Origin of the sequence: Micromonospora sp. NBC_00898 (assembly GCF_045207895.1) — a bacterium.
Taxonomy (GTDB): Bacteria; Actinomycetota; Actinomycetes; order Mycobacteriales; family Micromonosporaceae; genus Micromonospora.
Window position 1 is genome coordinate 4,497,803 of record NZ_CP108775.1, and the last position, 17,090, is coordinate 4,514,892.

Sequence of the window (17,090 nt, forward strand, 5' to 3'; positions counted from 1 at the left end):
CGCGTGCCAACCTTACGACCCGGGTCGTTGGGGTAAGTAGTGTGGTGTCCGCCCCGCCACCGGGAGTCAGGCCATGATCACGTACTACGACGACAGGTCGGTGCAGGTCACCTCCACCGCCGTGCGGGTGGACGGCCGGACGTTCCCGCTCGCTGAACTCACCATGGTGTGGCACCGTCGGGGCAGCCGCTCCTGGCGGGTGCTCGCCGGCCGGGGCGCGATCGGCGCCGCGTTGGCCGGCCCGCTGGTGGCCGCGCTGCTCGGCATCGGGCTGGCGGTCCTGCTGCACCGCTCACCCACCGTCACAGTCGCCATCGTCGGGGTGTCGGTGCTGGTCGGGCTCGGGGTCGGGCCGCTCGCCGACTTCCTCTTCGAACACCTGGACCGCTCGTACGCCCGGGGCGCCCGGCAGTGGGAGATGTGGGCCCGCTGGCGCGGCCAACCGGTACGTCTGCTGCGCACCGGCGACGCGCTGCGCTTCGGCCAGATCTACCGGGCGGTACAGCGGGCGATGGAGTCCGCACCGCCCTCCGGCCGTCAGAACGTGATCGGCTCGTCCGGCAGCAGCCCGAGGCCGCGCAGCAGCCCGTAGGTGTCCTGCTCGCCCCAGAACTGGACGATCCGCCCGCCGGCCAGCCGGTACATCTTGCAGGCGCTCTGCACGATGGTCGCGCCCGTGGCGTCCCGGCGGTAGGTCTGCGCCAGCGAGACGACCACCCGGTCGTCGAACGCGGCCAACTCGACGATCCGCTGGTCGAGCACGGTCAGCCCGGGCGACGAGACGGCGCCCTCGACGAAAGGCCGGCCCTGGACCGCCGTGCCGGAGCCGTAGATCAGGACGTCCTCCGCGACGACCTCGCGCAGCTCCGCCAGGTCCTTGGTGACGAAGGTCCGCAGGTACCGCCGGACCACCTCGACGTTGTGCTCCCGCTCGGCCGCGCCCACCGCGCCGCCGGCATCCCTCCGATCCGTCATGAGCCCGGACGCTACCCGGCGCGGGGCGTCGGCGTCGCCCCGCTCACCCACCACCGCGGGCGCTGCCCGAGCCACCGGCCGCGCCTCCCCGGCCTGCAACCGGACCCCTACCTGACCGCCTTTGGAGCTGATGTCACAAACGAATCGGACCTGACTCTCCCGAGCAGGACAGGCGAACGGACCGGCACGACCGGCGGCCAAGACCGGCGGACCAGCACAACCAGCGAGCGGCCCGACGGAAGCTGTGAACGGACCGGCTGGCACGTCGGTGACCGTGGACGCGGGAGCGCCGGGCAGGCCGCCGCGGCCGAGCTTTGATGTCGCAGACGATTCAGCTCCAAAGGATGCCCACATCGACCATCCCCTCCGGACCCTCCGGGCACCCGGGCACCCGGGCACCCGGGCACCCGGGCACCCGGGCGGCGATCACGCACGACCCGGACTTGAGCGCGGATGGTTAGGCATGGTGATGACCCTCTATTACCGGGACGACGCGGTACAGGTCACCTCCGAATCCATCCACGCCGGCGGGCACGTCATCGCGCTGGTTATGGCACAACCGGGGCGTGAGCAGCGTCGCCCTCCTCTGCCCTCCTGATTGGACAGTGGTGTCCATCGATATGGGGAGGCTGTCATGTTGAGGAAAGTTGACCGTCGCGTCGCGGCGGCGCTCACCCTGGTGCTACCGGCGCCCGCCCAGGGCGCCGCCCCGGCCGGCGCCACCCTCCGCCCCGCCAGCATGCTGGCCGACCCGTCCGCACCGGGCGCCCACGCCGCCGGCTACGTCGACGCGACCGTCAGCGCGGCCGGCCGCCCCCTCTCGGCCCGCGTCTATTACCCGGCCACCACCGCCGGCAGCCTCGCAGGGTGGCTTCTCGCCCAACCACGGCGCCTTCGCCGACGACCTCAACGCCGCCCTCACCTGGACCGTCGCCCAGGACACCACCACCGGCTCCCGGCTCGCCGGGCACGTCAGCGTCGACCGGTTGGGCCTGTCCGGGCACTCCATGGGCGGCGGCGCCAGCTTCCTCGCCGCCGCCCGCAACCGGATCATCAAGGGCGGCTTCCACTGCGGTTTCATGGACAGCGGATCGCTCTTCTGCGACAGCGGCTCGATCAGCCGGGCCACCCAGAGGGCGTGCGCCGACCCGGGCCGGCGGCGGGTGGACGTGACGCGGACCGCCCGCCGCCACCCGGCGCTGCTGGCCCGGCCGACGCACACTGGTTCACATGGCGATTCCCCTCCCCCGGCCCGGCGCCGTCGTCGGCCTCACCCGCTCCGCCCTCGACCAGGCGTTCGGCTCGGCCGCGTCGTTCGCCGCCGTACCGGCCCGCGCCTTCGCCGTGCTCGACGGGGTGGAGGCGCTGCTGCACCGGATCAACGGGGTGGTGGACCGGATCGAGGGCACCCTGGACCGCACCGACCGGGTGCTCGACGACGCCGAGGCGGCGGTCCGCGAGGTCGCCGTGATCAGCGCCGCCGCAACCGACGCGATCGAGACCGCCACCGAGGTCGCCGCGGCGGCCGCCGTGGTGGTCGGCGAGGCCGAACGGGTCTCCGCCACGGCCGCCGTCGTGGTCGGCGAGGCCGAACGGGCGGCCGGCGCCGCCGCCGAGCTGATGGCCGCGTACGAGCCCGCGCTGCGCCGGGCCGCGCCGATGGCGGCCCGCTTCATCGAGCAGCTCAGCCACGAGGAGGTGACCGCGGCGATCCGGCTGGTCGACGAGCTGCCGAAGCTCAAGGACCACCTGACCGCGGACATCCTGCCGATCCTGGCCACCCTGGACCGGGTCGGCCCGGACCTGCACGACCTGCTCGACGTGACCCGCGACCTCAAGCTGGCCGTCGCCGGCATCCCCGGCCTCGGCATGCTGCGCCGCCGGGGCGAGAAGCTGACCGACGACGTCGCCAACTGACCGTCCCGCTCCGGGGGGCCGGGTCAGGCCGGCGGGGAGTACAGCTCGTCGATCTCGAGCCGGCGGGGCAGCGCCACCGAGGCGCCCAGCCGTCGTACGCAGGCCGCCCCGGCCGCCGCCGCCCAGTGCACTGCGTCGACCAACTCCCGGCCCTCGCCCCAGGCGACGGCCAGGGCGGCGGTGAACGCGTCACCGGCGGCGGTGGAGTCCACCGCGTCGACCTTGACCGGCGGGACGTGCACCGACCGGCCGTCCCGGTCGACGTACCAGGCGCCCTGCGCGCCGAGCGTGAGCACCGCGCGGGGCACCAGGTCGAGCAGCGCCGCCGGCTCGTCCCGACCCCGGCCGGTGAGCGCCTGCGCCTCGGTCTCGTTGACCACCAGCAGGTCCACCGCGGCGAGCAGGTCCGCCGGCACCTGGCGGGCCGGCGCCGCGTTGAGGATCACCCGGGTGCCGGCGGCCCGGGCCGCGACCGCCGCCTCGGTCACCGTCTCGACCGGCACCTCAAGCTGGGCGACCAGCACGTCCGCCTCGCGTACGGCGTGCAGCTCACCCTCGGTCAGGCCGACGAACGCCCCGTTGGCGCCGGGCGTCACCAGGATCGCGTTCTCGCCTCCGGCGCCCACCATGACCAGCGCCACGCCGGAGGCCCCGTACACCACCCGGAGCTGGCCGGTGTCCACCCCGGCGGCGGTGATCCGGGCCTTGAGGGTGACCCCGAAGGCGTCCGAGCCGATCGCGCCGAGGAAGACGCAGGACGCGCCGGCGCGGACCGCGGCGATCGCCTGGTTGGCGCCCTTGCCGCCGGGGAGCATGACGAAGTCGCTGCCGAGCAGGGTCTCCCCCGGCCGGGGCAGCGCGGGCGCGGTGCCGACCAGGTCCATGTTGGCGCTGCCCACCACGGCCACCCGGGTCTGCTGCACGGTGGTTCCTTTCCGCCTCAGGCGGCGCGGGCGGTCCAGCGCTCGCCGGCACGCTCCACGACCAGGGGCAGGCCGAAGGTCTTCGACAGGTTGTCGGCGGTGAGAGTGTCGGCGAGTAGGCCCTGCGCCACCACGCCGCCCTCGCGCAGCAGCAGCGCGTGGGTGAACCCCGGCGGGATCTCCTCCACGTGGTGGGTCACCAGCACCAGCGCCGGGGCGTCCGGGTCGTACGCCAACTCGGCCAGCCGGGCCACCAGGTCCTCGCGACCGCCCAGGTCGAGCCCGGCGGCCGGCTCGTCGAGGAGCAGCAGCTCCGGGTCGGTCATCAGCGCGCGGGCGATCTGCACCCGCTTGCGCTCCCCCTCCGACAGCGTGCCGTACGCGCGGTCGGCCAGGTGCCCGATGCCGAGCTGCCTGAGCAGGGCCCGGGCGCGGGCCTCGTCGGTGCGGTCGTAGCTCTCCCGCCAGCGGCCCACCACCGACCAGGCGGCGGTGACCACGACGTCGCTGACCCGCTCGTCGGCGGGGACCCGCTCGGCCAGCGCGGCGGTGGAGAGGCCGATCCGCATGCGCAGCTCGTTGACGTCGGTGCGGCCGATCCGCTCGCCGAGCACGTGCACGGCGCCGGTGGTCGGGTGCAACCGCCCGGCGGCCAGGCTGAGCAGGGTCGTCTTGCCGGCGCCGTTGGGCCCGAGCACCACCCAGCGCTCGTCCAGCTCGACCCGCCAGTCGACGTCGTGCAGCAACGCGGTGCCGGAGCGCTTGACGCCGACCCCGTCGAGGCTGACCACCAGATCCGCGTCCACGGTCGAGGGGGCGGTGGGGGCGCCGGCGGCGCCGGGGATCAGGTCACCAGTCACCGGTCCATCCAATCACGCACCGCGCGCGCTGCCCCCCACGGGCGGCGCCGCCGCCATAAGGTGAGGCGCCGTGTCGTTGGTCACCTAACCGGAGGACGGTCCATGCCCTGTCAGGAGCCGCGCGGATGAGCGCGGTCATCGAGATCGACGGTCTCCGTAAGACCTTCCACACGCTCCGCCACGGGCGTCGGGTCGCCGTCGACGGTTTCGACCTGCTGGTCGAGGCCGGCCAGGTGCACGGCTTCCTCGGGCCCAACGGCTCGGGCAAGACCACCACGCTGCGCGCCCTGCTGGGGCTGGTCCGGGCGGACGGCGGCCGGATGAGCGTGCTCGGGGCGTCCTCGCCGGAGCGGCTGCCCGAGGTCGCCGGCCGGGTCGGCGCGATCGTGGAGAGCCCGCAGTTCTTCGGCAACTTCACCGCGCACCGGACGCTGCGGCTGCTCGCCCTGGCCGGGGGGGTGCCGACCAGCCGGGTGGACGAGGTACTGGAGCAGGTCGGCCTGCGCGAGCGGGGCGACGAGCGGGTCAAGGGCTACTCGCTGGGCATGAAGCAGCGGCTGGCGGTGGCGTCGGCGTTGCTGAAGAACCCGGAGCTGCTGATCCTCGACGAGCCGGCGAACGGGCTGGACCCGGCGGGAATCCGGGAGATGCGGGACCTGATGCGGTCGCTCTCGGCGGCGGGCGTGACGGTGCTGCTCTCCAGCCACATCCTGGCCGAGATCCAGCTGATCTGCGACCACGTGACGATCATCAGCCGGGGCCGCCGGGTGGCGGCCGGGCCGGTGGACGAGGTGCTCGCCGGTTTCGACCAGCACGAGTGGCAGGTCCGGGTGGCCGAGCCGGAACGCGCGGCCGAGCTGCTGGGGGCGCTCGGGCTGGCGGTCACCGCGCACCCCGACCACCTGGTGGTCGCCGGGGTGGACGAGCCGGAGCTGATCAGCCGCACCCTGGGCGAGCAGGGCCTCTGGGTACGCGAGCTGGTCCCGCTCCGGCCGGACCTGGAGAGCGTCTTCCTGGAGCTGACCGGGAGCACGCCGCACCCGGCGGTGCCTCGCCAGGTGGACGGTTCGGTCCGGCCAGACGGCGGGTCGGACGACATGGTGATCGACCTCGACGCGCGCGAGACCCGGGAGGTGCAGGCGTGAACCTGGTCCGTGCCGAGTTGGAGCGGCTGTCCGCGCGCCGCTTCGTGCAGTTGATGGTGGTGCTGCTGCTGACCGCGTTCGCGGTCACCGCCGCGACCACGCTCGCCGGGTCGCACCGGCCGACCCCGGGCGAGATGAGCCAGGCCCAGGCCCAGGCCGCCGAGCAGCGCAGCAGCATGGAGGCGGCGCACGACCGGTGCCTGCGGATCAAGGCGGGGACGCTCGCGCCGGAGGAGAGCGACTACGTCCCCGCAGACTGCAGCGAGATCGACCCGGTCCGGATGGAGCGGGTGCCGGTGGCGGCGGACTTCCTCAACGGCGTCTTCACGTTCGCCAACCAGGCCCGCCCGCTGCTCTACTTCCTCGTCGCGTTCCTGATGCTCTTCGGCTTCCTGGTCGGGGCGTCGTACATCGGGGCCGACCTGAACTCCGGCGGGGTGGTGAACCTGCTGCTCTGGCGGCCCCGCCGGTGGGCGGTGCTCGGCGCGAAGCTCGGCACGCTGCTCGGGGCGCTGCTGGTGCTCTCGGCGGTGGCGTCGGCGGCGTACCTGGCCGTGTTCTGGCTGATCGCGCAGACGGCCGGGCTGCCGGGCCGGCTGGACGGCGAGTTCTGGCGGTCGTTGGGCGCGACGTACGGGCGGGGGCTGGTGCTGGTGCTGCTGGCCGCCGCGCTGGGCTTCGCGATCGCCACGCTGGGCCGGCACACGTCGGCGGCGCTGGGCACCGTGGCCGCGTACCTGGTGGTGTGGGAGCTGGGCGCCCGGCTGGTGCTGCAGATCGTCGGGGCGGCCCGGCCGGACCAGTGGATGCTCTCCAGCTATCTGGCCGCCTGGCTCACCGGGGAGGCCCGGTTCTGGGACAACCACGCCTGCCAGGGCGACACGACCGGCTTCTGCGACAACATGTACACCCTGAGCTGGGTGCCGGGGCTGGCGGTGCTGCTCGGTCTGACGGCGGCGCTGGTGGTGGCCGCCTTCGCCGCGTTCCGCCGCCGCGACCTGATCTGACCGCACGGTCCGGCCCCCGCTCCCGCCCGCCGGGCGGCGACGGGGGCCGTTCCGTGCGCGGCAACTCCTTGCAGAGATAAACACGCTCGTGAAGAATTCCTTCACATGGCGGCGCCACCGACGACGGCACCGGCCGGCAGGCCCGCCGGCCGGTCAGCCGACCGTCGAGCCGAACACCTCGTCGCGGACCGCGTCCAGCGCGGTGCGCAGCGCGCCCCGCAGGATCGGCTCCTCGGTGAGCCCGGTGGGCACCACCCGGGGGCGGACCAGCGTGATCGCGGCGACCTCGTGCTGCACCCGCTCGGCCAGCTCCGCCCCGCCGGCCTGGCCCACCTCGCCGGCGAGCACCACCAGCGGCGGGTCGAGCACCACGCAGGTGCTGGCCACCCCGAGGGCCAGCCGGCGGGCCAGCTCGTCGAGCACCGGACCGCCCGCCCGGCCGGCCGCGACGGCGGCGCGCACCGCGTCTGCCGCGGTGTCGGCGGCGAAGCCGTGCTCGGCGGCCACCGCACGGACCGCGTCGGCGCCGGCGAGCCGCTGGAACGCCGGCTTGGCCCGCTTCGAGACGTCCCGCGGGATCGGCGCCCCGGGGACCGGCAGGTAGCCGATCTCGCCGGCCGCGCCGCTGCTGCCGTGGTGCAGCCGGCCGCCGAGCACGATCGCCAGGCCGACGCCCGCCCCCACCCAGACCAGCACGAAGTCCGACACCCCGTGCGCGGCGCCGGACTGCGCCTCGGCGACGGCGGCGAGGTTGACGTCGTTCTCGAACACCACCGGGGTGTGCAGGTCCTCGCGGAGCGCGGCGAGCAGCCCGCGGTGCCAGCGCGGCAGGTTGAAGGCGAAGGTGATGTCGCCGGTGCCCGGGTCGACCAGGCCGGGGGTGCCGAGCACGATCCGCCGTACGCTCGACAGCTCCGCGCCCGCGCTGCTCGCCGCCTGCATTACGGCGTTGTGCACCACGCCCACCGGGTCGTCGGTGTCCTTCGTGGACTGCTCGACCCGGCCGATCACCGCGCCGGTGATGTCGGCGCAGGCCGCCACCACCCGGTCCGCGTCGACGTCCACCCCGACCACGTGGGCGCTGCCCGGCCGGACCGCGTAGAGCTGGGCGTTCGGGCCCCGCCCGCCGGCCTGCTCGCCGACCCGGGTGACCAGACCCCGCTCCTCCAGCCGCTCCACGAGCTGGGAGGCGGTGACCTTGGAGAGCCCGGTCAGCTCGCCGATCCGGGCCCGGGTGAGAGGGCCGCGTTCGAGGAGCAACTCAAGCGCCGCGCGGTCGTTGAGCGCCCGCAACAGGCGGGGGGTGCCGGGCAGCCGGGTCGCACTCATGCCACGTCCTCTTATATTCAGCAAACTTTGCTAACTACCAATGACCTGCAGACGGGTGCCCGTTAGCGTATCGGCCACCCGGATCCGGAGTCCCGACGCCGTCCGGGACGGCCGCTCCGGTGCGACACTCGTGCCGTCCGGCACCGAAAGGGGATGACGACAGCTCATTCTTTCGTGCATAGCCGTGCATATCTGTGAGCAATTGTTATGATGGGGCCGTGAAGCTTGCCGAGTGGGCGCGCCGCAACGGGGTGCACCCGCAGACCGCGTACCGGTGGTTCCGTGAGGGAACCATGCCGGTGCCCGCTCGGCGGCTCCCGTCCGGCACGATCCTGGTGGACGTTGCCGACACCGCCCCGCAGGATCAGGTTGTCGTGTACGCCCGGGTCTCCTCGGCGGACCAGAAGGCCGACCTGGACCGGCAGGTCGCGCGGGTGACCGCCTGGGCCACCGCCCAGCATCTGAGCGTGTCGCGGGTGGTGACCGAGGTAGGGTCGGCGCTGAACGGGCGTCGCGAGAAGTTCCTGGCCCTGCTCCGCGATCCGGCCGTGGTGACGGTCGTGGTCGAGCACCGGGACCGGTTCGCCCGGTTCGGCGCCGAGTACGTCGAGGCGGCACTTGCCGCGCAGGGCCGCCGGCTGCTGGTGGTGGACCCGGCCGAGGTCGACGATGATCTCGTGCGGGACGTCACGGAGATCCTGACCTCGCTGTGCGCGCGGCTGTACGGCCGCCGGGCCGCCGCGAACCGGGCCAACCGAGCCGTCGCCGCGGCAATCACCGAGGACGACTCGTGATCGTCAACCAGGCGTACCGGTTCGCGCTGGACCCGAACGCTACCCAGATGGCCGCGCTGGCATCGCACGCCGGGGCCAGCCGCAAGGCGTTCAACTGGGCGCTTGGGTTGGTCAAGGCGCAGATGGACCAGCGCGCCGCGGAGAAGACCTACGGCCTTACCGGCGACCGGCTCACTGCTTCCGTGCCGTGGACGCTACCGTCGCTGCGTAAGGCATGGAACGAGGCCAAGGGCGACGTAGCGCCGTGGTGGGCGGAGAACTCCAAAGACGCCGCCGGGATCCGCAACCTGGTCCGTGGCCTGGACGCTTGGCGCGACTCCAAGTCCGGCAAACGTAAAGGGCCGAAGGTCAACTTCCCGCGTTTCAAGAACAAGCGGTCGGAGACGAAGTCGTGCACGTTCACGACCGGCGTCATCCGGGTCGAGCCGGACCGCAAGCACGTCACTCTGCCGCGCCTGGGCACGATCAAGCTGCACGAGTCGGCCCGCAAGTTGGCCCGGCGTCTGGAAGCGGGCACCGCCCGGATCCTGTCCGCGACGGTGAAGCTGGACGGCGGCCGGTGGTACGTGTCGTTTTCCTGCGAGGTCGACCGGCAGATCGCCGACCACGCCCGGTCGGATGCCGTGCTCGGCGTGGACGTCGGCATCACGCACCTGGCCGTGTTGTCGACCGGCGACGTGATCGACAACCCGCGGCATCTGGCGGGCGGGGCCAAGCACCTGCGGCGGCTGTCACGGCGGGTGTCCCGCCGGGTCGGCCCGGACCGACGCACCGGCCAGGAGGCATCCAAGCGCTGGCAGAAGGCCAACGCGGACCGGTCCCGGGCATACGCCCGGGTGGCGAACCTGCGCCGCGACGGCCTACACAAGCTCACCTCCGCGCTGACCGCCGACTATGCCACGATCGTGGTGGAAGACCTGAACGTTGCCGGGATGGTCCGCAACCGCAAGCTAGCCAAGGCCATCTCCGACTGCGGGTTCGCCACGATCCGCGGCTTGCTGGGTCACAAGACAACGTGGAGCGGTGGTCGGCTGGTCACCGCCGGCCGCTGGTTCCCATCGAGCAAGACCTGTTCGGACTGCGGCGTAGTGAAAGCCAAGCTGCCGCTGCGAGTCCGGACGTTCGAGTGTGACGCCTGCGGGATGGTGCTGGATCGGGACTTGAACGCGGCCAGGAATCTCGCGCGACTGGTTGAGCGTGAGACGGGTACCGGAGTGGCCGGAGACCCGGAGCCGCAAGGCTTCAACGGACGTGAAGCCGACCGTAGGACCCCGCTTGCGGGGCAGGTGGCCGTGAAGCGTCCACCCCGACCGGGGACCGTCGGCCGGCAACGGCCGACTGCCGATCGCGAACTCACGTTCGCTCACTGAAAGGCAACGGTAACACGTGGGGTTGGATCCAGGACTTCGCCGGCTCGCGCTGGGCACCCTGCTCGCCGCGTACCCGGGGCCGGTCCCGCCCGACTGGGCGGTGGACCTGCTGGCCGAGGGGCTCGCCGGGCACACTCTGTTCGGCACCAACGTCCACGACCCGGGACAGGTGGCGGCGAGCACCGCCGCGCTGCGGGCCGGCCGGCCGGACGTCATCGTCGCGATCGACGAGGAGGGCGGCGACGTCACCCGGCTGGCCCACGCCACCGGCAGCCCGTACCCGGGCAACGCCGCGCTCGGCGCGGTCGACGACGTGGTGCTGACCCGCCAGGTCTACGCGGCGATCGGCGCGGAACTGGCCGCCCTCGGCATCACCGTCGACCTGGCCCCCACCGTCGACGTCAACACCGCGGACGACAACCCGGTCATCGGCACCCGCTCGTTCGGCGCCGACCCGGCCCGGGTGGCCGCCCACTCGGCCGCCGCGGTGGCCGGCCTCCAGTCGGCCGGGGTGGCCGCCTGCGCGAAGCACTTCCCCGGCCACGGCGCGACCGTCGCCGACTCTCACCACGAGCTGCCGACCGTCGACGTGCCGCCGGCCCTGCTGCGCCAGCGGGACCTGCCGCCGTTCGCGGCCGTCATCGACGCGGGCGTCCGCGCGGTGATGACCGCGCACATCCGGGTGCCGCCGCTGACCGGCGACGGCCCGGCCACCTTCAGCCGGGCGGTCCTGGTCGACCTGCTGCGCCGGGAGTACGGCTTCACCGGCACCGTGATCACCGACGCGCTGGAGATGAAGGGCGCCGCGCTGGCCGCGGGCGGCGTCGGCCCAGCCGCCGTCCGCGCCCTGGCCGCCGGGGCCGACCTGCTCTGCATCGGCGCGAAGGTCGACGCCGAACTGGTCGAGCAGGTGGCGGCGGAGATCGTCGCGGCGCTCGCCGACGGCCGGCTGGACCGGGACCGGGTCGAGGAGGCCGCCGGGCGCGGCGCCGACCTGGCCACCTGGACCGGCGCCCTCGGCACCCCGACGGCCGGCGTCGACGGACTCGGGTACGCCGCCGCGCTCCGGGCGGTACGCGTCGAGGGCGACGTCGCCGAGCTGGCCAAGCCGCTCGTGGTGCAGCTGCACGCCGACTCCACCATCGCCGAGGGCCGGGTGCCGTGGGGACTGGGCCCGCACCTCGCCGACGCCGAGGAGATCCGCGCGGTGGCCGGCGAGATCGACCCGGAGGAACTGCGCCGACTCGCCGGGCCGAGGCAGATCGTGCTGGTCGGCCGGCATCTGCACCGGCTCCCGGGCGGCCCGGAGCTGGTCGACGCGCTGGCCGCCACGCACCCGGTCACGGTGGTGGAGATGGGCTGGCCGAGCGGCTGGCGGCCGACCGGGGCCCGGGCGTTCGTCACCACGTACGGGGCCAGCCACGCCAACGGCCGGGCGGCGGCGCAGGTGCTGGGTCTCGCCGGCTGAGCTGGTCTGACCGGGTCGAGACCCGGCGGTTGAACCGGGCGGTGGCGGAGCACCGGGGCGGCGCGTCCCGGGACGACGGGACGATCGTGCTGGTGGAGTGGTCGGGCGAGGCCACGGCCCGGTCCGAGCCGTGACAGCGGCCCGGGTCAGCTGAGCCCGCGCCAGCCCGGCCCGACGGTGGATCGGCCGTCGCCGTCGGTCAGGCCGAGCAGGACGTCCACTGCGGTGATCCGCAGGACCCGGGCCACCACGGGCCGCGGGTTGTCACCCAAGGGGTGGCGCCCCGGCCGACCGCCTCGGCGGCGCCGTGCAGCAGGGTGGCCACTCCGGTCGAGTCGAGGAACGGGACGTCGGTCAGATCGATCACCGACTCCGCCGATCGGTGCCGAGGCGACGATACCGGGCCGGGCCGGGTCCGACCACGAACGACCGGACCGGACGGTCTTGAACATGTTCAAAATCTGTCCTACGCTGAGCCCGACCTCAATTTGAACGTGTTCAAGAAAGGCGGCGAGATGGACGTCAAGGTCTGGATGTACCTGGTCTACCTGGCGGTCAGCATCGGCCTGACCGTGTGGGTGGCCCGGGCGCTCTCCCGCAACGGGCTGGTCTTCCTGGAAGAGGTCTTCGCCGACCGGCGACTGGCCGACGCGGTCAACAGCCTCCTGGTGGTCGGCTTCTACCTGCTCAACCTCGGCTACGTGACGGTAGCGATGAAGCACGCCGACCCGGTGACCACGACCAGCCAGGCCCTGGAGGAACTCTCCATGAAGGTCGGCTGGGTGCTGCTGGTCCTCGGCCTGCTGCACTTCTTCAACGTCTTCGCGCTCGGCCGGTACCGCCGCAGCCGGCTGCGGCAGCTCGCCCCGCACCCGCCGATCGCGCCGGTGGGTCACCTCCCGGTGCAGCCCGGCACCCGGCCGGTCGGCCCGGCGATGGCCGGTCCCGGGATGCCCGGGCTTGCGACCGGTGGCCCCGCGCAGGCCGGCCCGACCCCGCCCCCACCCGCGCGATGAGCGTCCCGCCGGACGGCGGCGGAGCGGGCGTGGCGCCGGCGGACCCCACCGGGCACGGGGCCGGTGGGGTCCGCGGGTTCACCGTCCTCTACGACGCGCACTGCCCGCTGTGCCGGGCGGCCCGGCGGTGGCTGGCGTCGCGGCCGCAGCTCGTATCCCTGGAGTTCGTGCCGGCCGGCTCGGCCGAGGCCCGGCGGCGCTTTCCCGGCCTCGACCACGACGCGACCCTGCGGGACCTGACCGTCGTCGCCGACACCGGCGCGGTGTACGCCGGGGACGGCGCCTGGTTCGCCTGCCTCTGGGCGCTGGCCGACCACCGGTCCACCGCCGAACGGCTGGCCCGCCCCCACCTGCTGCCGCTGGCCCGGCGGGTGGTGGCGACCGCCTCCTCGGTACGCGAGCTGGTCCGCGAACCATGGCCGAACCCGGGATACGGTGGCGACGATGACCGAGCAGACTGCCCCGACGACCGGTGCGGGTGGCCCGACCACCGGCGAACCGGCGACCGCCCGGGGTGAGCAGACCCGGCAGCTCATCCTGGACACGGCGATGCGGCTGTTCCGGGAACGCGGCTACGCCCGGACCACGATGCGCGCGATCGCCCAGGAGGCGGGCGTGGCGGTGGGCAACGCCTACTACTACTTCGGCTCCAAGGACCACCTGATCCAGGAGTTCTACGCGGACACCCAGACCGAGCACCGGGCGGCGGCCGCGCCGGCGCTCGCCCGGGAACGCGAGTTCGCCGCGCGGCTGGCCGGGGTGCTGCACGCCGGCATCGACGTGCTCACGCCGTACCACTCGTTCGCCGCGAGCTTCTTCAAGACCGCGGCCGAGCCCACCTCACCGATGAGCCCGTTCTCCGCCGAGTCCTCCGCGCCCCGGGAGGCGTCCATCGCGCTGTTTCGCGAGGTGCTGGAGGGGTCCACCGCCCGGGTCGACGCGGAGCTGCGGCCGGCGCTGCCGGAGCTGCTCTGGCTCGCGTACATGGGAGTGGTCCTCTACTGGGTGCACGACCGGTCCCTCGAGCAGATCCGCACCCGGAAGCTGATCGACGGGGCGGTGCCCCTGGTCGACCGGCTGGTCGGCCTCTCCCGGCTGCGGGTGCTGCGCCCGGTGACCCGTCAGGTGCTCGACCTGATCCGCACTCTGCGTCACTGACGACGAGGATCGTCCGGTCGGAGAAGTTGCAGCGCCGGCGGTCAGCTCGGGAAGACCCCGTACGACGTCCAGCCCCGATCCGGGAAGCCGGCCGCCTCGGCCACCCGGGCGGACGCGGCGTTGCCGGAGTCGTGCAGGTAGGTCGGGACGGCGCCCTCGTCGAGCACCCGACGGGCCGCCTGGGCGACGAGCCGCCGGGCCAGCCCCCGGCCCCGGGCGGCCGGTACCGTGCCAACGGCCAGCTCGTGCCCGTGGGCGTCGTGCCGCTTGATCCCCGCGCCGGCCAGGTATCGCCCGTCGGCGTCCCGCACCACCAGCACCTCCCGGTCGAACAGCCGCAGCCAGGGCGGCAGCCCCGGCCCGGTCGGCGCGGACCACTCGCCGACGTCGGGCAGCGGCGCCGGGGCGAGGCTCCACCGGAAGGCGCCCCCGTGGGTGGGCCAGTCCGGCAGCCCGACCGCTCCCGGCAGGGCGGGCAGCAGTCCCGGCAGTGAGCGTCCGCGGGCCAGGGCCCGGACCGCCGCGGCCCGGTCCGGCGGCACGGAGAGGAGGGCGCAGTCGGGCGCGGCGACCGCGATGGCGGGCCGCAGCCGGCCGTCCCAGGCCGGCCGCGCGCGGCGGTGCGAGCGGACCACGTGCAGCCCCGGACCGGCCGGCCACTGCCCCAGCCAGGTCGCCAGGTGCAGGAACAACCGCCGGTCGAGCACCGGGGCCACCTCCTCCACCCGCCGGGCCGTCCGCCATGCCGACGATCATGGTACGCGCGGCGGGCCGCCCGGACGTCCGGATCCCGGCCGCCCGGGACGTTCGCCAAGCACCCCGCCCACAGCGGGCCGGCAAGCCCTCGCGCCGGCCGGTAGCCGGTCAGGAACTGCGGGGCCTACCGGCGGACCAGTTCGACGAACCAGCGGCGGTCGAGCGGCAGCACGGCGGCGACCCGGAAGCCGGCAGCGGACGCCAGCGGCCCGGCCAGCTCCACCCCCACCCGGGCCCAGCGGAACGCCGGCCCCCGCTCGTCGTCGCCGGCACGCCCGCCCGAGGTGACGTACGCGCGCCCCCGCCACAGGCCCGCGCCCGGCGGCGCCAGCTCGACCAGCGCCGTGCCGCCGGGACGCAGCAGGGCGGCGCAGCGGCGCAGCAGGCGTACCGGGTCGCCGCCGATGCCGATGTTGCCGTCGACCAGCAGGGTGTGCGCCCAGCGTCCCTCGCCGGGCAGCGGCGCGAGGACGTCCCGGCGCAGGGCCGCCGCGCCCCGGCCCCTGGCCAGCCGGACGGCGACCGCCGAGACGTCCACGCCGAGGGCGACCAGTCCGCGCTCGGCCAGTGCGGCGGTCAGCCGGCCGGGCCCGCAGCCCAGGTCGATGGTCGGCCCGGCGCACCGCCGCACCAGCTCGGTCAGGGCCGGCTCGGGTGGCCCGTGCCACCGGCGCACCGGCAGCGGCACCCGTACCCCGTCGCCGAGCACCAGCCAGTGCGCGCCCTCGCCGGGGCGGTCGGCGGGGTCGGCCAGCGCGGCCTCGAAGCCGCCGGCGAGCAGCGCCGGCCCGGTCACCGGGCGGCCCCGCCCGTGCGCGCCGCGACCGGCCCCGGCCCCGCCGGCGGCCCCGCCCGGGCGGTCGGTCGGCCCGCGAGGTGGCGCGGCGTCCCGGCGAACCGCCCGGTCAGACCAGCCTCGATCGCCCGTACCGCCGCCGCGAAGCGCCCGGCCGGCGCGGCGGCGGCGACAGCGACGGCGGTCGGCCACTCGTCCACGTCGGCGAGTTCCGGCAGGGCGTCGATCCGCAGGCCCCGGCCGGCGAACGCGGCGCGGGTCGACCGACCGGTCACCGGGGTCGACATCGGCACGGCCCGCAGCACCGCCGCCGCCGCCGGATCGCGCAGCCCCAGCGCCCACCAACCGCCGTCCGCGGCCGGGCCGAGCACCGCGTCCGTCCCGGCCAGCCGCGCCACGGCCGCGCCGAGCAGGTCCGCGCCGACCTGCGGGGTGTCCATGCCGAGCTGCAGCACCGGTCGGCCGGGGAACGCCGCGCCCGCGTCGGCGTGCGCGGCGGCCAGCCGGTCGCCGAGGTCCCGGCCGCGCTGGGGCTGCAGGTTCCAGCCGGCCAGCGCGGCCCGGATCTCCGCACCGCGTGCCGCGTCGGCGAGCCCGCCGGCCAGGGCCAGCACCGGCACCACGCCGGGCACCGCCCGGACCGCGTCCAGGGTGTCCAGCAGCGCGGCGGCCGCCACCTCGGCGGCCTGGGCGGGACTTGCCGGCGGGCAGAGCCGGGTCTTCACCCGGCCCGGCACCGGCGCCTTCGCCATCACCAGCAGCACCGTCATGAGGTCACGCCCGCCCGCAGCACCGCCGTCATGTCCCGCACCGCGCGGGCGGTGCCCCGGACCGAGCCGGAGACCTTCGACCGGGTGCCGGCCGCCCGCGGCGCGTACGGCACGTCCAGCTCGACGATCCGCCACCCGGCGGCGGCCGCGCGGAGCAGCAGCTCCAGCGGGTAGCCGAAGGCGCGGTCCGCGACGCCGAGGTCCAGCAGCGCCGCGCGGCGGGCCACCCGGATCGGGCTCAGGTCGTGCACCGGTACGCCCCGGCGGCGCAGCCCGGCGGCGAGGAGCGCGTTGCCGGCCCGGGCGTGCCACGGCCAGGCGGCGCGGGTGACCGCCCGGCGACGCCCCGCGACCAGGTCGGCCCGCCCCGCCAGCACCGGCCCGGCGAGACTGGGCAGCTCCCCCGGGTCGAACGAGCCGTCCGCGTCCAGCACGCAGACCAGCTCGGTACGGGCGGCGAGCAGCCCGGTGTGGACGGCGGCACCGTAGCCGCGCCGGGGTTCGTGCACCACCCGGGCGCCGTGCGCGGCGGCCACCTCGGGCGAGCCGTCGGTGGAGCCGTTGTCCACCACCACGGCGCGGTACCCGGGCGGCAGCCCGGCCAGTACACCGGGCAGGGCGGCCGCCTCGTCCAGGCACGGCAGCACCACGTCGACCTCTGTCTCCATGCCGGGGACGCTAGGCCGCCCCAGCCCTGGTCCGGGCCCCCGTCGCGGTTACGGAACCCTTACGCCGCAACGGTTCCTTACGAGTCGCTGACGTCCCGGTCGGGGCGCTTCCGGCCGGCGGGCGGCGGCCGTAGCCTC

At 74.9% G+C, this 17,090-nt stretch carries 19 protein-coding genes; 10 read left to right on the top strand and 9 right to left on the bottom strand.

Going from position 1 to position 17,090, the window contains the following annotated elements; translation table 11 throughout:
- Positions 1-73 precede the first annotated feature (73 nt).
- On the top strand, positions 74-592 hold the full coding sequence (locus OG799_RS21815) for a DUF6232 family protein (RefSeq protein ID WP_406036992.1): 519 nt from the start codon (positions 74-76) through the stop codon (positions 590-592).
- Here OG799_RS21815 and OG799_RS21820 read toward each other — a convergent pair.
- Positions 538-975 carry a nuclear transport factor 2 family protein gene (locus OG799_RS21820; RefSeq protein WP_406036993.1) on the bottom strand — a complete coding sequence of 146 codons (438 nt, stop codon included), beginning with the start codon at positions 973-975 and terminating at the stop codon, positions 538-540. The two genes, OG799_RS21815 and OG799_RS21820, sit on opposite strands and share 55 nt — an antisense overlap.
- Before the next feature lie 1,230 nt (positions 976-2,205).
- Here OG799_RS21820 and OG799_RS21825 point away from each other — a divergent pair.
- A complete protein-coding gene (locus OG799_RS21825; RefSeq protein ID WP_406036994.1) occupies positions 2,206-2,892 on the top strand; it encodes a hypothetical protein in 687 nt (228 codons plus the stop codon).
- 23 nt (positions 2,893-2,915) lie between these two features.
- Here the strand turns inward: OG799_RS21825 and OG799_RS21830 are convergent, their stop codons facing one another.
- Both OG799_RS21830 and OG799_RS21835 read right to left on the bottom strand, forming a co-directional pair.
- Positions 2,916-3,815 carry a ribokinase gene (locus OG799_RS21830; RefSeq protein ID WP_406036995.1) on the bottom strand — a complete coding sequence of 300 codons (900 nt, stop codon included), beginning with the start codon at positions 3,813-3,815 and terminating at the stop codon, positions 2,916-2,918.
- 17 nt (positions 3,816-3,832) lie between these two features.
- Positions 3,833-4,675: an ABC transporter ATP-binding protein gene (locus OG799_RS21835; RefSeq protein ID WP_406036996.1), complete on the bottom strand. Its 843-nt coding sequence runs from the start codon at positions 4,673-4,675 to the stop codon at positions 3,833-3,835.
- A 125-nt stretch (positions 4,676-4,800) separates the two neighbouring features.
- On the opposite strand from OG799_RS21835, the gene OG799_RS21840 reads away from it, so the two are divergent.
- Together OG799_RS21840 and OG799_RS21845 are read left to right on the top strand one after the other, a co-directional pair.
- Positions 4,801-5,820 carry an ABC transporter ATP-binding protein gene (locus tag OG799_RS21840; protein ID WP_406036997.1) on the top strand — a complete coding sequence of 340 codons (1,020 nt, stop codon included), beginning with the start codon at positions 4,801-4,803 and terminating at the stop codon, positions 5,818-5,820.
- The gene (locus OG799_RS21845) at positions 5,817-6,827 is read left to right on the top strand and encodes an ABC transporter permease subunit (protein WP_406036998.1); all 1,011 of its coding nucleotides are present in this window, start codon (positions 5,817-5,819) and stop codon (positions 6,825-6,827) included. Before OG799_RS21840 ends, OG799_RS21845 begins: the two co-directional genes overlap by 4 nt.
- A gap of 153 nt (positions 6,828-6,980) precedes the next feature.
- On the opposite strand, the gene OG799_RS21850 is transcribed toward OG799_RS21845, so the two are convergent.
- Positions 6,981-8,156 carry an ROK family protein gene (locus OG799_RS21850; protein ID WP_406036999.1) on the bottom strand — a complete coding sequence of 392 codons (1,176 nt, stop codon included), beginning with the start codon at positions 8,154-8,156 and terminating at the stop codon, positions 6,981-6,983.
- Positions 8,157-8,374: 218 nt separating this feature from the next.
- Between OG799_RS21850 and OG799_RS21855 the strand changes: the two genes are divergently transcribed.
- From OG799_RS21855 to OG799_RS21865, 3 genes are read left to right on the top strand one after another with little or no spacing between them, the layout of a single operon-like run.
- The gene (locus OG799_RS21855; protein ID WP_406037000.1) at positions 8,375-8,950 is read left to right on the top strand and encodes an IS607 family transposase; all 576 of its coding nucleotides are present in this window, start codon (positions 8,375-8,377) and stop codon (positions 8,948-8,950) included.
- Positions 8,947-10,320: an IS607 family element RNA-guided endonuclease TnpB gene (gene tnpB, locus OG799_RS21860; protein ID WP_406037001.1), complete on the top strand. Its 1,374-nt coding sequence runs from the start codon at positions 8,947-8,949 to the stop codon at positions 10,318-10,320. The genes OG799_RS21855 and tnpB overlap by 4 nt, the downstream gene beginning before the upstream one ends.
- A 16-nt stretch (positions 10,321-10,336) precedes the next feature.
- The gene (locus OG799_RS21865; protein ID WP_406037002.1) at positions 10,337-11,788 is read left to right on the top strand and encodes a glycoside hydrolase family 3 protein; all 1,452 of its coding nucleotides are present in this window, start codon (positions 10,337-10,339) and stop codon (positions 11,786-11,788) included.
- A gap of 146 nt (positions 11,789-11,934) precedes the next feature.
- Here OG799_RS21865 and OG799_RS21870 read toward each other — a convergent pair whose 3' ends face one another.
- A complete protein-coding gene (locus tag OG799_RS21870) occupies positions 11,935-12,060 on the bottom strand; it encodes a hypothetical protein (protein ID WP_406037003.1) in 126 nt (41 codons plus the stop codon).
- 222 nt (positions 12,061-12,282) lie between these two features.
- Here OG799_RS21870 and OG799_RS21875 point away from each other — a divergent pair, with 222 nt between their 5' ends.
- Genes OG799_RS21875 through OG799_RS21885 form a run of 3 tightly spaced genes read left to right on the top strand, consistent with a single transcriptional unit; the run spans position 12,283 to position 13,962 of the window.
- Positions 12,283-12,804 carry a hypothetical protein gene (locus OG799_RS21875; protein WP_406037004.1) on the top strand — a complete coding sequence of 174 codons (522 nt, stop codon included), beginning with the start codon at positions 12,283-12,285 and terminating at the stop codon, positions 12,802-12,804.
- Complete coding sequence (locus OG799_RS21880; protein WP_406037005.1) at positions 12,801-13,322, top strand: thiol-disulfide oxidoreductase DCC family protein; 522 nt, start codon at positions 12,801-12,803, stop codon at positions 13,320-13,322. Before OG799_RS21875 ends, OG799_RS21880 begins: the two co-directional genes overlap by 4 nt.
- Positions 13,249-13,962, top strand: coding sequence for a TetR family transcriptional regulator (locus OG799_RS21885; protein ID WP_406037006.1), 714 nt, complete (start codon positions 13,249-13,251; stop codon positions 13,960-13,962). Before OG799_RS21880 ends, OG799_RS21885 begins: the two co-directional genes overlap by 74 nt.
- A gap of 41 nt (positions 13,963-14,003) precedes the next feature.
- Here the strand turns inward: OG799_RS21885 and OG799_RS21890 are convergent, their stop codons facing one another.
- The 4 genes from OG799_RS21890 to OG799_RS21905 all read right to left on the bottom strand — a co-directional run bounded on the left by OG799_RS21890 (position 14,004) and on the right by OG799_RS21905 (position 16,952).
- Positions 14,004-14,669 (bottom strand): GNAT family N-acetyltransferase, encoded by a 666-nt coding sequence (locus tag OG799_RS21890; protein ID WP_406046367.1) that lies wholly within the window; start codon positions 14,667-14,669, stop codon positions 14,004-14,006.
- Between the two features lie 173 nt (positions 14,670-14,842).
- Positions 14,843-15,514 carry a class I SAM-dependent methyltransferase gene (locus OG799_RS21895; RefSeq protein ID WP_406037007.1) on the bottom strand — a complete coding sequence of 224 codons (672 nt, stop codon included), beginning with the start codon at positions 15,512-15,514 and terminating at the stop codon, positions 14,843-14,845.
- The gene (locus OG799_RS21900; protein ID WP_406037008.1) at positions 15,511-16,284 is read right to left on the bottom strand and encodes a DUF2064 domain-containing protein; all 774 of its coding nucleotides are present in this window, start codon (positions 16,282-16,284) and stop codon (positions 15,511-15,513) included. Before OG799_RS21900 ends, OG799_RS21895 begins: the two co-directional genes overlap by 4 nt.
- Positions 16,281-16,952: a glycosyltransferase family 2 protein gene (locus tag OG799_RS21905; RefSeq protein WP_406037009.1), complete on the bottom strand. Its 672-nt coding sequence runs from the start codon at positions 16,950-16,952 to the stop codon at positions 16,281-16,283. The genes OG799_RS21900 and OG799_RS21905 overlap by 4 nt, the downstream gene beginning before the upstream one ends.
- Positions 16,953-17,090 lie beyond the last annotated feature (138 nt).

Coding starts and splice junctions, on each gene's coding strand:
- OG799_RS21840 (WP_406036997.1), top strand. CDS start 4,801: ATGAGCGCGGTCATCGAGATCGACGGTCTCCGTAAGACCTTCCACACG.
- OG799_RS21815 (WP_406036992.1), top strand. CDS start 74: ATGATCACGTACTACGACGACAGGTCGGTGCAGGTCACCTCCACCGCC.
- OG799_RS21880 (WP_406037005.1), top strand. CDS start 12,801: ATGAGCGTCCCGCCGGACGGCGGCGGAGCGGGCGTGGCGCCGGCGGAC.
- OG799_RS21825 (WP_406036994.1), top strand. CDS start 2,206: ATGGCGATTCCCCTCCCCCGGCCCGGCGCCGTCGTCGGCCTCACCCGC.
- OG799_RS21820 (WP_406036993.1), bottom strand. CDS start 975: ATGACGGATCGGAGGGATGCCGGCGGCGCGGTGGGCGCGGCCGAGCGG.
- OG799_RS21900 (WP_406037008.1), bottom strand. CDS start 16,284: ATGACGGTGCTGCTGGTGATGGCGAAGGCGCCGGTGCCGGGCCGGGTG.
- OG799_RS21850 (WP_406036999.1), bottom strand. CDS start 8,156: ATGAGTGCGACCCGGCTGCCCGGCACCCCCCGCCTGTTGCGGGCGCTC.
- OG799_RS21885 (WP_406037006.1), top strand. CDS start 13,249: ATGACCGAGCAGACTGCCCCGACGACCGGTGCGGGTGGCCCGACCACC.
- OG799_RS21905 (WP_406037009.1), bottom strand. CDS start 16,952: ATGGAGACAGAGGTCGACGTGGTGCTGCCGTGCCTGGACGAGGCGGCC.